At 39.4% G+C, this 16,061-nt stretch carries 8 protein-coding genes; all 8 read right to left on the reverse strand.

The features are described from left to right. Positions 1-117: 117 nt before the first annotated feature. The 8 genes from ACSQ6I_RS25130 to ACSQ6I_RS25165 all read right to left on the reverse strand — a co-directional run bounded on the left by ACSQ6I_RS25130 (position 118) and on the right by ACSQ6I_RS25165 (position 16,058). Positions 118-2,886 (reverse strand): isopeptide-forming domain-containing fimbrial protein, encoded by a 2,769-nt coding sequence (locus ACSQ6I_RS25130; protein WP_438892959.1) that lies wholly within the window; start codon positions 2,884-2,886, stop codon positions 118-120. Then, positions 2,883-6,722, reverse strand: a complete 3,840-nt coding sequence (locus tag ACSQ6I_RS25135; protein ID WP_438892960.1) for a TonB-dependent receptor — start codon at positions 6,720-6,722, stop codon at positions 2,883-2,885. The genes ACSQ6I_RS25130 and ACSQ6I_RS25135 overlap by 4 nt, the downstream gene beginning before the upstream one ends. Continuing rightward, complete coding sequence (locus tag ACSQ6I_RS25140) at positions 6,719-8,257, reverse strand: hypothetical protein (protein ID WP_438892961.1); 1,539 nt, start codon at positions 8,255-8,257, stop codon at positions 6,719-6,721. The genes ACSQ6I_RS25135 and ACSQ6I_RS25140 overlap by 4 nt, the downstream gene beginning before the upstream one ends. Positions 8,258-8,416: 159 nt before the next feature. Further along, positions 8,417-8,980, reverse strand: a complete 564-nt coding sequence (locus tag ACSQ6I_RS25145; protein ID WP_438892962.1) for a hypothetical protein — start codon at positions 8,978-8,980, stop codon at positions 8,417-8,419. 486 nt (positions 8,981-9,466) lie between these two features. Beyond that, positions 9,467-11,995, reverse strand: a complete 2,529-nt coding sequence (locus ACSQ6I_RS25150; protein ID WP_438892963.1) for a beta strand repeat-containing protein — start codon at positions 11,993-11,995, stop codon at positions 9,467-9,469. Positions 11,996-12,999: 1,004 nt separating this feature from the next. After that, the gene (locus ACSQ6I_RS25155; protein ID WP_438892964.1) at positions 13,000-13,797 is read right to left on the reverse strand and encodes a class I SAM-dependent methyltransferase; all 798 of its coding nucleotides are present in this window, start codon (positions 13,795-13,797) and stop codon (positions 13,000-13,002) included. Positions 13,798-13,805: 8 nt separating this feature from the next. Continuing rightward, complete coding sequence (locus ACSQ6I_RS25160) at positions 13,806-14,810, reverse strand: NAD-dependent epimerase/dehydratase family protein (protein ID WP_438892965.1); 1,005 nt, start codon at positions 14,808-14,810, stop codon at positions 13,806-13,808. Positions 14,811-15,017: 207 nt separating this feature from the next. Next, positions 15,018-16,058: a fatty acid desaturase family protein gene (locus ACSQ6I_RS25165; protein ID WP_438892966.1), complete on the reverse strand. Its 1,041-nt coding sequence runs from the start codon at positions 16,056-16,058 to the stop codon at positions 15,018-15,020. Between the last annotated feature and the right edge of the window lie 3 nt (positions 16,059-16,061).

Genomic DNA, 16,061 nt, shown 5'->3' on the forward strand with positions numbered 1-16,061 from the left:
CAAAAGAAAAGTGTAATATTGCTTTTCTTCTCATTTGGGGTTTGTCCGGATGCGTTGCTTACCTAAAACATGGTAGTCATGCTTTAAAAAATATCAATCTCTATACTTCGCTACTATTTATCGCACTTTAGCTTGAAAGCGGACAAAACCATAAGCTTCTAAAGCGTTAGTGTTGACACCAGGCAAAGTGCCTAAATTAACTACAATAGCCCCTTCTATATTCGGATCTGTACCACAGACTGAAGGTAGTGTTTCTCCGGGAGCATAGAATCTAGCATCATCACCATCATCAACATTTGTATAAGACAGTGAGGTGTTATTTTTTTGTACTAAGATGCCCCGATCTGCACCAGGTAATCCATTTGTAGCCTGATTGACATTATTGTATTTACTGGGTAAGTAAGTTTGATTTAAAGGAATGCGATCGCACAAACTCACATTAACTGCATCCTGTGGTCCCATTGATAAAAAGTAGATCGTATATTCAACTTCATCCCCAGGTTTGACCATACCTCCATTGACTTCTCCCGCTAGAGATGTACTCAGAGGTGTTGGCCATTGATCAGTATCTGGCTGCAAATTAGGGTCAATCACAGTAATGAGATTATCATCATAGGGGCTGGCAGTATCAATATAAGCACCAAGATTATTGCCATCGTTCATGGTTGAACCATTAACCCCAGTAATCCGTTTAACTAATAGCAGCGTCCCTTGGGGAGTACTTGTAACTGTAACTGTAAACAAGGTAGGGTCATCGTCTGCGCTACTAGCAGGATTGTTACCCGTATTTATACCATCGTCAGTAACTTGTAAAAAATAATTATTCACAGCAGGTGGATCAGTAGTCGCGGTAGCAGAGTCTGCATCTGTCAACACAGTACCAACTGATGCTAAGGGATTATCCGGTGTATTGAAATCAGCACTTGCTTGGTTACTAATAGGATTACCACCATTAGAACTATTAATTGTGGCAGTAATTGTAATTGTAATTGTATCATTTACACGTAAAGTACCAGAATTAGTAACATTACCAGAGCCATTGTAACTAGGATTGATTGTAATATTATTTCCTGGAGTAACAGCAGTAATCACCGTACTGACAAAAGTTAATTCCGGGGATAATGCATCTTTAATAACAAAATTAATGGCATCGCTATTACCAGGATTTAGGTTGGAATAAATAATAGTATATTCAATGGTATCGCCCACAGTCACTGTGCCACTATTATCAGTATCCGCTAGAAAACGCACTGATTTAGTACCTTTAACATTAGCTTGTTGGTTTGCAGTAATAACCAAAGGAGTAAATACTCCCTGACTCGAAAAATATGTCCAAGTATCTATCCCTTTAAAATCACCATAGACACCACTAAATTCATGCTCTCCAGCTGCACTATTAATTCCTAAAGCAGCATTACGAGGATTAGTAGCTACTTGTCCTCCTGTGGGATTTAAGTTAACAGATACTCCATTGGCAGTAGTATAGTTATTGTCATTGTAGTAAACAGTAGTTGGGCCAATCGGCTGTCCATTCACATCTAGGAAATTACTAAATGGACCAGGGGGATTTTGCATCGTGATTTTAAACCCCGATGGATTGTTCTCAGCATCTAACATAGGAAAGTGATATTCCCCTGCCCTCGCTGTGATTCTGGCATTATATGGCGCATTTCCTGGGAGGGGTGATAGGTTGACTCCACTAGCATTTTTTCCATCCCAGAACACTACATTAGAACCTACAGATGACGGGTTTTGCAAAACGCGATCAACACTAGGATCAAAAATGCCGTCGTTGTTAGTATCAATAATAATTTGATAGCTGCCAGGCGTACTAGAATTGAAACTAAAATTACCTCCTACCCCAACTGGTGCCTGGTTGCCACTACCTCCATTTCCTCCAGTAAATAGAAAAGAAGTTGGTTCTACGGGTAAAACTGCTGTTATGGGAATCCCCAGTCCTATCAATGCTGAAGGGTCTGGTTGATTAAAAAAAACTAAGTGGGTAATATCTGTGAGTGTATCTGGCAGACTTGGGTTTTGAACTGCCACATTACCAGAGAAGATCAGATCATTATTAGTAGCACCACCAGCAGAATGGTAAAGAGTTGAGTTATTAGTTTTGTCAATATATCCCCGACTATTGGCAAAAAAGATAAACCCAAAGGGATCGACTCCATTCATATCAGTTTCATATCTATATCCATCTTTAGTTTGAATATAAAGATTGGAATTGAGTCCTATGTTATTTGAACCCATATTCATCGCAATATAGTTGGTAAAAACCCTCCCTTTTTGGGCAGTGCCACCTGTATTTCTAACTGTAATATCCCAAGCGGCGACTCCTCCTTGTTGATTATTATTTATGGGAAATGGATTCGTGACTGTAACAACAGTAGGATTACTACCTCCGGGACTGAAAACCGGAGAACGAAATTCAACTTCGTAAATACCAGTTTCTGTGGCCACAAAGCTACAAGGAGTGTAACCACCGATATTGGGTAAAGGCCCTGCTGTTTCTTTGGCAACGGTGTCAATTAATCCAAAACCCGTAGATAGAACATCGCAAGTACCATTTTGACCCCCAAAGGGACTTCTATAGACAATATCTTGAGTACCATTACTACTTGTATGCACGCTAGAGCCAAGATTAACGGTTTCCCCTACTTGTACGTAAACCTTTAGGGTTGTTCTCCGAGGAATACCCGCAGAGACTAAATTAGTCCATTCTAGATAAGGTCTGTATCCACCATTAGAGACTAACTCTTTGCTGCCCTCAGCCCAGCTAGGTTGTATCCCTTGTCCCCAAATACATAAAATAAAGGCCAGACTACTAATTAATTTCTCTGAGTAGCTACTTAGTAATGACAGTTTCATATTAGTTTTCATATTTTTAACTTTTCTCCTGCTGGTTTAACTACAGACTCTCCTGCTGGAGACGGTGTGGGTTTTTGCAGACCAAAACCATCAAACAATTCGTTGAGTTTGACAGTCAGACCCAAATAAAGACCACCGGCAGAACGAGTACCAGAAAAATCAGGATCATCAACTTTGCCAAAAACATAGCCAGCAGAAAGGCGCAAATTAGAAGTTAAATAATAGCCAGCTTCAACTACAAAACCTGTTTCTGAATAATTAGATTGACCTATCCAACGAGTTTCTCCCACCAGATCCACACTATATCCTAAGCGATAAGTAGCCCGGAATTGTGCTAAATTGACTGTACTTGTACCAGCTAAATCATTAGCTAAATAAGAAGTGCTATTTCGTAGTGCATATTTCCCATAAAATTCCCATTGCCAGTTAGGAGCATAAATAGTTTCCATGGCAAAAGTATGATCTTGAGAACCTGTCCCACTGCCTAACAAAATTGTATCAGGAATTGTTGCCGGATTTTGGCGATATTCATACCTTAATAAAGCGTTAAATTTATCATTTTTAGGGTCACGGTAAGCCAGACCCATTTTTAAATTAATGGTGTCATCTAATCCTGATAGTTTTTGGTTAGCAGCATTAGCTTGTTGATAGCGTACTAAAGCAGTAAGAGAAGGAGAAATTTTCCCTGTAGCGCCCGCAGAAATGACTGTATTCCTACCACTAGAAGAAGTGCGATGTTCATAACGAGCGCTGGCTTGAAACTGAGGATTATTGCTATATTCCAGCCCAACACTATAGCTATCACCACCATTAAAACCAATGGCAGAAGCAGATTGACCAGAGGCGAATGGTTGAGCAAATTTTTGACCTGCTCCAGTATTACCAAAAAAGCTACCAAACACGTGTTCGTAAGCTAAATTTAACCGCAAACCAGGGGCAACAGTCCAGCGATTATTTAAACCAATTGCTCCTTGAGTAGTGATTTCATTCGCCCCACCTAAAATGGTATAACGACCTGTTAAAGTAGTATCTGAACCAAGTTTATGTTCGCCATTTACACTTAAACTAGTGATAGATTTACCATTATCTTGACCACTACTATAAAACTGTTGAGCTAAACTGACATTGACTCCAGGAATAGCTCGCCAATTTAGTCCTAAAATAGTCCGGTCAGGGTAAACATTATCAGCACTAGCAGAAAGGGTAAGTTCATTTTGTGCCTGGAAAGTGAGACTATTAGTAATCGGAAGAGACAACCGCGATCGCAACTGATCAGAATTACTTGTCAAACCACTACTGTTATCAATGCGATCTTTTCGATTCCGATGAATCCAATCTACATCAAAAGTAGCTTTACCTAAACGTTGTTGTATACCTGCTGTAATGGTTGTTAACGAGTTATCAACGTTGCTCCCTGGGATAGCTTGAGAACGAGGTGAAAATAATTCTTCAAAAGTGTCTAAAGGTAAGGGTGCAATACCAAAATTATCTTCATGATCATATTGAATCCGCAAGTTAGTGGTATTGGTCAGTTTACCGGTTAGTTGCGCTCCATAACGAGTTTGCCCAGGAACAAAACTAACTGTGGCATTATTGGCAAAACCTGTATCAGCAAAACGATAATAAGCACGACCTTGAAGACCATTAAAAATCTTGCCTTCAGCTTCCAAGCGATAAGCCTGACTGCTGACACTACCCATCAAATCAGAACTATTACTAGAATGGGCATATTCGCCAATTATTTTACCACTATTACCTAAAGAAATTTGTGTATCTGCACCATAGAGTTCAAAGTTATATAAACCTTGATTTTCTTTTAAATAAGTTGCTGCTATCCAAGTTTCTTGATTAAGGGTGCGATCCAAATTATATTGGAAACGACCTGCATAAATACTACTATTAGAGTCTTGTGAATCATATTGATAAGTAGTAACAATCCGCCGTACTAATACCTGTCCAAATTCATCAATGTCAGTACGGAGGATAGGTTCACGGAATAATAAAGTTCCGCGATCATAATCAATCTCATAATCTGCACCCCGGTTCAACTGTTGACGTTTAAGAACAGTCCCTGGACGATTTAATTCTTCTAATTCAATGAAAACATTTTCACTACCAGGAAGTAATATTCGCCGAGAAAGAAAATAATAACCACTAGTACCATCAGGGGCTAGAGTATCTCGTTGAAAACTTTCGACATTATTACCATAAAAACCTGTAATTTGTAGATTTCCCCAATTATAGTTAGCTTTAAAACCGTGAAGTTGACGGGTTGTGGCAGTATATTGTTGGGAGGGGCGAGAAAATTCTTCTGTGTTGTAATCACCCCACATAAAATAATCTGGGCTAACACCAGGAATCCCTGTGGAACGCTCTAAACGTGCATAGACACTATCAATAGAAGGTGCAGTAACATCAAGTTTGGAACTATCACCATAAACAGGATAGTTTTGTTCATTTGCTTGATAAGTTTTAAATAAACGATTTTCACAGTTACAATCTTCATTTAAAGGACGGGAACTGTTATATGCTCCAGTAAATAACCATTCCCCAATATTTCCGGTGGCAAATATTTGTGAATGAAAATTTAATTGAGTATTATTATTTTTATCTGGGGGTACAAAATCACGCAATTTACCATAATAATCAGTCCCTCTAGCACCTAAACGAATATCTATGACTCCCGTCACTAAACTGGGACGTAAAGCTGTAGCAAATTCTAATTGAGTAAAGGTTTCTAAATTATTAATTGAAGCGCGAATTCGCACGGTTTGGGCTTTCAAGTCTGAACGTAATTGGGCGGTAAATTCTCCTGTTTTTGCTTCTACCTGAAACCCTGGTTGGTCGGGTTTAAAATCTGCACTAATAAATTCTCCAGCGCTGGTTTCTAGAGTCACTACACCATCTTGGTTGGAGCGATTACCATTTTCATCAATCAGTTGACCCTTGATGGTTGCAGTAGAACGTCCATCAGCAGGAATATTCGCTTCTAGAGTTTCTATGGTTAATTGCTTGAGTGTTCCTCGTACTGATATCTCTACGGTGTCTGGAGGTGTTGTTGCTCCTACTATTTGTGCCGACAGGGTGTTTTTTCCTGGCTGGAGAGAAACACCATACCATGTCTGCGTAATCAAATTGGTCTCTGTATCAGTTTCTGTCCGTCCTACTAAAGAAGGGTCTATTAGTGTATCATTGACCCGCAATTCCACTTGACTACCTACAGGAAATTGCAATATTACTGTAGTAGCTGGAACATCAAAAATCCTATTTTCTGTTGGTGTGAGGATTTTGACTGCTGTTGATATTGGGGCTACTTGTTCAGGTATTTGGGTTGTAGTTGTTGGCAAAACTTCTGAATTTGCAGTAGTGTTTGATTCAATTTCTACAAATTTATCTTGTGGAATTTGGGTTAAAGTTGTTGGGAAAAATTCTGAGTTTGCGGTGGTGGTTGATTCAATTTTTACAAATTCATCTTGTGGAATTTGGGTTAAAGTTGTTGGCAAAACTTCTGAGTTTGCGGTGGTGGTTGATTCAATTTTTACAAATTCATCTTGTGCTATTTGGGTTGGAGTTATTGGGAAAAATTCTGAGTTTGAGGTGGTGGGTGATTCAATTTTTGCCACGACATCTTTTGGTAACTGATATTCAGTAACTTTGGGTGGTAGAGCAATTTCTTGATCAGTTATTTGCTCATTAATATTTGTAGGATTATCTAAAGGTTTATGGGTCTGGGGATTGTCCTTAGCGGTTTCTCCTTTGACTACATGAGGATAAAATAGATAGCTACAAGCACCAGCTATTACCCCTATAGCTTTCAGGTTCTTGATATGGTGCAGTGGTGGTTTCATTTCTTTACTTGCTCCTGAAAGATGGGGGTGACAGCAAAATTCATTCTCACCAAACCACCTGGTTCTAAACGCACTAAACGAGATTGGCTATTACGTTCACGGAATTTGTGATTGGGAGCGAGGGCATAACCAGGAATACTACTCAGATCAAGAACTCCGGTGTGACTTCCAGGTAAGACATTGGCTACGGAAAATAAACCATTAGGATCTGTGGTGATCCGATTACCATCTTGCAGAAAAATTACTGCGTTAGCTATTCCTGGTTCATCATTTTGTTGTTCACCATCAAAGTTTTTATCTAGGAATACGCGACCAATTAAAGTACCACAATCACTGACTATTCCTGGTCTAATTTTTAGTTGGTGAGTTGCTGGTCCATCTTTGACACTAAAGCTGTTATCAATTCTTTGTGCATTGACAATGGCACTATTTCGACCTGTACCTCTTTGAGCATCATTTGTGAGTTGAACAGCGTAAGCAATGTTGAGAATTTTTGAGCTTAAAAGAGTAATGTTTGTGCGGAATGTGATGGTATTACCGTTAATTTCGCTGGTAACACTAACTGGGTTTCCTTCTAATTCTCCCCGGACATATTTGGGTAAAAATTGAAAGCCTAAAGGTAAGTTGTCGGTGACTATAATATTATTTAAATCTGTATCTGATTGATTTTTGAGTGATACGCGATAGATGGCTGTATCTCCGGGTTCAGCGGTTGCGCGATCGCCTGTTTTGATGATCTGTACTTGACTGGGTTGACACAGGTTTGTTGTTAGTTCAAAAGCTAATAAGTTTAGTCCTTGGAGTTCGGCATTATTAACTAAAACAGTTGTGGCTTCTACTGTTGTTCCACCCGTTAAACTAATGGGTTGTCCATCTAAAGAAGTGGCAAGATAACGAATAACTTTGTTAGCTGTTCCTCCGATATCAATGCTATCTAAAATAACAATTTTAATTCGGCGTTGTTTATAGATAGAATTAGCTGGGGTATTAATCACAAAAATATAAGTTTTCCCTGGTTGGGTTTGACCTTTGTTGGGGTCAAGAAGAAAATTATAAACACCTGCGGGATTATTGGTAATAAAATAGGGATTACTATTTTCAATATTTGGCGCTTTTCCTCCAGGAATATTATTATTAGGAATATCTGGTAGTTCTGTCCGTGTTAAGGAAACTAAATTTCCTAACTCAGATCCTGTGGGATCGTTAGAGTTAGCTTCATACACACCAACAGAGAAACCTGTATAGTCTGGTAAGAGTGTACCAGCACAACCTAAAATCCGCCCTAGAGGGTCAACTAATGAACTAAAATTGAAGTCAAGTTTACTAGAACTTCCTTTAAATTCACCTTCATCATTTGCAGGATCTGTATAGGTATAATCAGCCTGATTTGTGATAATTGTTGTACTTTGGGCTATTACCCTATTTATGGTAGCTATGGGAGTTTGCAAAATACATCCTAAAATAATTGCTGTTGTCAGTCTTGGCAATAGTTTTTTAATAAAATAATTTTTCCTAGATTTACGTTTATTAATCATGTCCAGTTTCTTCTACAATGTTATTAGTTATTTAATAACTAAAAAATCTTCAGTAAATACAGTGCAAATAATTTTTGCTATTCCGTAAAACAGATTTTTTAAACCAGTTAGTAATGGGTAATTTTAAAAAAGTGTTTACCCATTACAAATTTTTTATGATTAGCGCACTTGGGTTTGATAAGTGGCTTTAAATGTGGTTTTAGCTGCAATTGTTGGTACTTGTAAGCGGATATTAGTATAAGCAGTTGCTGGTGCTGGTTTAGTTTCTACTGTTCCGTTAGGAAGGGTAACTTTAATAGTGGGATTTTTGACAAAACTGCGTCCACCATCAATGCTGTAGGTGATAGTGGTATTGCTGCTAGTATTAAGACTTTTCAAGACATAGGACATTTGTTTGGGTATGGGTTGATTTAAAGTGAGGTTTTTGAGTTGGCGATCGCTCTTATTTTCTCCCTTTAATGTATATAGCAATACATCCCCTGGTTTGACCACGGCTTGATTTTTCAAAGCTTCCCATTTCTTGATTTTATTACCTTGTTGATCCTGCGTTTCTACTTGCTTTTCTGCTACTAACTGCAACTGTAGTTGTGATTGATTCTTACTATTTTGAGCAGTTGCACTTTCTAACTGAAAGAGAGAAGTTACACCAGGAATTTGACCTATTAATGGTGCTGCCATCATCAAGGAAATTGCACCAATACTGGCAATATAAACTTGTTTCATTGTTATTACCTGCTTTGATTAATTTGCTGATTGTATTTTGAGAGGATGTTGGAAAAGTTGTGGCTGATGTATTCACAAATTTTAATCTTCCTAAATCCTCCTTTCTAAGGAAGACTTTGAGAAGATTATTTTACCCTTAAAAAAGGATTTTCTTGATACAACCTTAGACTTTTCCAACATTAACGTTGCTGATAGTCAGGACTTACGCAACTGGCACATTGGTAAGGTGCGTCAGATATCAATAATCTGTTTATTTGCAGGATTTATGCAGTCTGACGTGGTTGGTGAGCTTGCCGAACCACACCCTACAACAGATTTTTAGTGTGACACGCAGCTTTAGTCCTAATAGTATCAGCAACGCTGGATATAAGTTTCACTAAGTCTGGCTAATTACTTATGATCAGTTTGGTTTAGTTGGTAGTTGCTTTTTTCAATTACTCATTACCAAACCAAACAGATATGATCAGTATTCAGACAGACACAAGATTAATTCATCTTCCGTTGGAAAATGAATGTTCTTTGGACACCTGGTGCAACTATTCCTGTGACTTGATTGATATATTTTGTGACATCAGTATTCACTGTTGTACCAGTTTGATCAATACTAGCAGTGGTAGCTGGATTACCACTAAAGAAGTTGATAGTAGAAGCACCTGAATCTTGGGCTGAACCAATAATATTGCTAGTATCACTTTGACCATTAGTGTCATTATCTAAAGCCCAGTTGTTCGTGCCTGTAGTGCCATCTTCAGTAATCACAATTTTGTCAGCGTTCAAAATCACATTACCTGAACCAGCTTGGGCATCAGAAATATTTGTGTACCGAATTAGGTACTCAATAATATTGCCTGGTGCTGGAGTTCTGAGTACATCAGTAACAGTTGAATTAGGATCAATACCATTGACAGCAGGTGTAGACTCAAAATCATCTTGACCTGTACCAACTGCTGGACCAGTTCCTTGTAAAATTCGTGAGAGTTTTACCAGTTTCAAGTAACCAGTGTATACCCGGTCAATAGTGGTATTTGTTGTTGTAGTACCTGCTACATCAATTGTGGCAGTGATGGGGACTGGGAAGCCAAATTCTGTATCACCTCCATACTGGGCGATAGTATCAGTTGATAATGGAGTACCTGCTGGTAAATTAACTTCTACACCATAATTAATAGTTGCATTAGGAGCAACATTTGGGATTGTAATTGGTGTACCAGCGGTGGTGAAAGTTCCTGTTCCTTGATCGTAGGTATAGATAATAGATTGGGCATTATAGGTAAGAGTTACCTGTGTTCCATCAGGCAAGTCTAATTGATTTGCTGGTGCGGTTGGCGCTAGTGTGATATCACCTGGGCTGGTACCACTGTTCTGAAGAGTATTAGTGAACCCAACTGACTGCGGATCAAGTGTAGAACCCGGTGCAGTACCAGCAGGAACAAGGGCTGATTTATTGGTGAAGTCATCATTATTATCAGTTGGACCAATGGCATCTGGTACACCCTGTGGCCCGTTGAGAACTGATGCTGCTCCAACTACTACTACATCGAAGACGTTGGCTTCACCACCTTCACCAGTACCAGTATTATTGTTGGCTGTATCTGTTCCCGTTGCTGCTAGTTCTGCGTCAGTTACTAAGCCATCAGTAACATTATTAGTTATATCATCGGGAAGACCATCAGCATTCGTATCTGTACCAACAGGAGGTGTAGAACCATCGAAGTTACTGGGATTTTGGTCACCGGATTCATCGTAAACTGGGAGATTATTACCTGGTGTTTGACCAAATAATTGGGCGATATTGATGACTTTTAATGGTGAAGTCGCAGTTGGCATCGCTAACTGAATCGAAAAACCATTGACTGTTGTACCAGGAGCAATGGAAGTTATGGTATTGGTTTTGTTGATAAAACCAACGCGGGTGATACCTGCCAAGGTATCAGCACCTTGTAAGGGGAAGCGTTTCCATTGTGCTGCATTGGCATTAATCGTTGCGGCATCAGATGTGGTATAAACTGCGTCCCAACCAGTAGGCGGAGTGGGTGCTGCTGCTAGTTGTGTACCTGCGGGAATGGCATCAGAAACGAGGATATAAGAACCATCAGCAGTGTCAACATTGATGGTTGTACCGGCTAAAGGTGCTGGCGTAATACCACTGCCAGTGATATCATTGCTTTCTACGCGCAAACCTAAATCATAGGTTAGTGTGTCATCTGTAATATTATTTACAGTTGCATTGTTATCGTAATCACTACGCACTTTGAGAATGGTAGCTAATGCGTAAGTTTTTGCTGTGACACCAACTTGAATATCCTGAACGGCGCTGGCTTCCCGTGTCCCGTTGATGGGTGCGCCAGCTGCTTCATTAGTAGTACCATCGGGGTTATCTACTGTGTATACGTCACCACCATCTGGGATGCGAAGTTGGTTTTGAGCATTACCAGGGGTGTTACCTAGGGTAACTCCAATAGAGTCACCGGTTTGAGCGCCTGCTTGTACAGTTATTGGCACACGAACCAATACAGTGCCGTTAGGAGCAACTGAGGGTGTGATTGCCTCTGTATTAGTAATTTCTATCCAAGTTGTGCCGCCGTCAGTGCTGTATTGGAGATTATTAGCTGTAGTAGCACCGGGTAAGGTTCCTGATACTGTACCCGGACCAGTGGTGGTGGCTAAGTTAGGAATACGGAATGTGGTCGGGTCGTTACCAACGTTGGTGACGGTGTAGGTGTAGATTAATAGGTCTCCAACTCCTACAGTTCCACCGTTGTCATCTACTATTCCTGCGGCTGAAACGGTAATACCTGCGACTTCTGCAACGGTGATGGTGACGGTGTTGGAGGTGGTATTTAAGGTTGTTCCTGGGCTATTGGGGTCTTCGTAAGTTGCGGTGGCGGTGTTGCTAATAGTTTCACCTGCGGTAGTTCCTTCTGCCATTGCAGGTGCTAGTAGTTGGAAAGAACCATTGGCTAATAATGCGATCGCAACTAAAGAACGGTAAAACTTGGATGTTTGATACTTCACTGTTTCTTACGGGATGTATTGAATATTTATTGTTGTTTCCGTTGGCTACTGACTGGAAGCGCGTTTAATTTGATGACTCAAGGCCATTCAATGTCAACAAGCTCCGAAGTAATCAGACATTAAGTCACTAGTCGCATAACTGAATCAGTTACTTGAATAAAACTGCCAATACTGACATAGCTTCTTTAATGCACATACTAAAAAGATATCAATAGCTTTTAGATAATTTTGTAACCATATAGTAATGGAAAAATATCATTAATTGAGCTATTCACATCTCAAGTATCTAAATATAAATACTTGGAGGTTGTGCTGTTGTCAAAGCTGCTTTTTTCACCTGACAACCTAAGAAGATTTAGGTGGTTTTGCTACTGCTGTATGACATCATAACAATAATAAAACAGTGGTGTATAAATATAAAATATTTTTTATGTAAAAATTTGAAACCTGCCTGAGCTTGACAAAATCGTAGATAACCACGGATAGCATTCTGTAACACTATCTATATAGTATTACTTAACTCTTATGCCTTTACTGAGAGGGGATAAACAACATAAGAATTGCTTGATGGAGAAGACGTAAAAGTAGTCTGGCTAAAGGTTTAATGTATTTAATCTAAGCTTCGTAATTATCACTTCATAACCTATAATTAACCGAGAGATATGCAATATTTTGTACTAAAAAATACATTTATTCTCCGATTAAATATTTAAACTAACAGGTTCTCAGATATTATTTTTACTTATACTGGGATGTGATTTAATGTTGTCTACGCACAAGTACTAACAGTAGAAAATATACGGTCGTATTCAAGCTGGTTGTTTGCATTTTACACTGTAACATACTAGTGTTACAAACATGGAACTATTTGTAGTTAAATAGCAATTGCTACACTCGCCGTAGCGATCGCTAAAAGCTTAAAAAATACCTATATTTTTTGTAAAAATACAAAAGATATCCGCTTAAAAAATGCAATTACGAGTAAACCGTGCCTTTTGCCTTAATTAATCCAGGTGTGTTGGAGTTTGACGCTTCTCAACAACCGGATTTTTGATTGCTTGGGCTGCAACCATGAATTCAGGCACATTAATAACGCCCCGAAAGCAAAAATCGCGCAGAAGTTGCCATCCTCTGAGAGTCAAAAACTGTTCACGCATATTTGGCCTAGCGGCTGGATAGAGTTGTCTCCAAAGCAGAAGATCCCTACGAGTCAGACACCAATCATCACAACGGTACTGTTCTACCAAAAAACCTGCTTTTTCAAGTAGTGCAAACACATCCTCCTGACTAAATGCATGGAGGTGATAGGGATCTATATGCCGAGTTTCACCGAGTGGGGCTGACAGTAGCAACTTACCTTCTGGAAGCAGAAGATAGCGGAGACGATCCAGAAATTTGTCAGGATGGAGGACGTGTTCTATCGTCTCAAAAGAAACAATAACATCAAAATGCTCCTTCCACTCGAAAGCAAGAGCATCAGCACAAACAAATTCTACATTATTCTCTTGATAGTGCTTTCTGGCATATTGTACCGTCTCTGGGCAGATATCTACACCTACCACAGCGATCGCACCAGCACGACGAAGCATCTGACTACCGTATCCTGTACCGCAAGCAATATCCAGAACCCTTTTCCCTTTTACATAGCGTGCTGCGGTTTCATAACGCCGGAGATGGATCTCAAAAAGCTTTTGACTAGCCGGATCATTTGGTATCTGTTTAGGAATGAGGCGTTCCCAGGTAAAAGGAAGACTTTCTGAATCTGTAATCGGCTGAATAGGAACATCGTGTTTATAGTTCATCGTTCTACCTACTTATCTAAAACATTCAAGTCCACTTTTTGTAGCCATTCCTGGGTGCGTCGCATTCCCTCCTCCAAATCAATTTTTGGTTTATAGTTTAATAATTTCTCGGCTTTAGCAACCGAATAAGCATAGGGGCGAGTGATAAAATCTAAAGTCTCCGGCACAATATCAACTTTCTTACCTAAAAGCTTCTGTCCTTGATAGCGCAACTGAATTAGCAGTTTGAGTTCATTTTTAGGCAGAGAAGAAGGTACCGGCAACCCAGCAATATCAGCTAAACGCGTAAAATATTCTTGCCAAGAAGTCTCTTGTCCATCAGTAATATTAAAAACTTCTCCATAGGCCTCTTTTTCCATAGCCAGAAAGATCGCATCTATGAGATTGTCCACATAGAGATGATTTATCACTCCCTGTCCATTGTTTGCCAACAGAAATATTTTTTGGCGCATCATTACGAGTGGTCGGACTACCCAAGGATAGCTCCTAGGCCCGTAAACATCTCCTGGTCTGAGGATAATAATATTAAAATCAGGTGGCGAATTGAGTTGCAAAAGTTCTTTTTCACTTTCTATTTTTGTCTGACAATAAGGATGATTCTCAGCAAAAATTGGACCGGATTCAGTGACATAATTGGGATAGTTATAACCATAGACTAGAACACTGGAGAGATGAACAAAGGTTTTGACACCTGCATTCTTAGCAGCTTTAGCTATATTAACTGTTCCACCAACATTGACCTCACGAAAATCCTTGAGTGACCCATGTTCTTTGACAATAGCAGCCGTATGTAGAACTATATCCACATCTTGGCAAGCCTTTTGGACAGCAGCAGGATCAGTGACACTACCAACAATTACCTCAGCGCCTAGTTTTTGCGCTTTTTCAGCTTGAATTTGGGAATGTTGCAGCCCACGGACTTTCATTCCTTTTGTGAGAGCAAACTCAGTAGCGTGCAAACCGATAAACCCACTGATTCCAGAAATAAGCAGCGTTTTTTCAGAAAGGTTCATAGAACTTGTAAAAATTTAATTTTCTTGCAGATTTAAATTAATTTTCTAGAGAACTCCACAAAAAAGATGATCCAATTTCACCAAATCAAAGCGACTTTTCTTCCCCCTGCTCCCTGCTCCCTGCCCCCCTGCCGTCACAACGACGGGATATTTTTTTAGTTGGAAGTCTCCTAGAATTGAGCGACGTTCTACTCAACCCTCTAACCCCTACACTCTTTTCATTTCATAAAGGAACGGTTTTATCTGTTCAGGGCTGGAGTAATATTGCATATTTCTTAAATTCAACAAACAACGGAAATAACCTTTCACAACCGCATAGGGTTGTGTGTGCTTAGTAGCTTCAAAAATATCAGGAAGATATTGGTGAGAGAGATAAGGATACCGATGATGCACTTGCTGATAATTAATGTGGCTCCATAACCAATTCATCAAAGGGTTTGTTAATACCACCCAACTGTCAACTTGTAGTTGGTCAGCTTCAAGGTTCTTGTACTCATCCTCCGTGTCAGCTTCCAGATCAATGCTTTTTTGAGCAACAGGTGAAAGAGCAGCTACAAAAGCATAATGATCGCATAAAGAACGGAAAGAATATACAATTGGCGCTAATAGAAACGTGGGAATTACTGTATATGAAAGAGAAATCCCTACTAGTGGCAGAAGATAAAAATAGAAAGCCGTAACTAATCCCACAAAAAAAATATCTTTTAGACCTCGATACGCCTTACTCCACTTATGAGAAAATACAGCCAATAAATGAGATGCAACTATTGTATAGTGATCATAAAGAGCGATTAATCCTCCCATCATAAATGCATACCAAAAAGGGTGGTTATGCAATCTTTCCTCAGGATCTAGTCCTGGTTGATGAGTGTAACGATGATGGGTTAAATGAAAATGCCGATTGGCATAAAAAGGGAGCAATAAAACTAAAGCAGTCATGATTCCACCACAGAGGTCATTCCAAAACTTACTTTTAAATAACACTCCATGAATACCTTCATGTGCAATAACTGCAATACCTGTTAGCAGCAAGCAATTAAATACTGCCAAAACCATCACAAATGTCCACTTAACGACCAGATGTGCTGGTTGAGGATGAACCTGGAAGTAAGCATCAATTGCGGTGACACCAATCTGGGCTAAAGCAAAGGAACTGATGAGCAGACTGATCAATAAAAGTGATTTGAACAGATTGTCTAGCTGAGGAATTACCTGTTCAGCGGGTTTAGGAATTTTGAATTCTTTCATAAG

Origin of the sequence: Anabaena sp. WFMT (assembly GCF_051781005.1) — a bacterium.
GTDB lineage: Bacteria > Cyanobacteriota > Cyanobacteriia > Cyanobacteriales > Nostocaceae > Anabaena.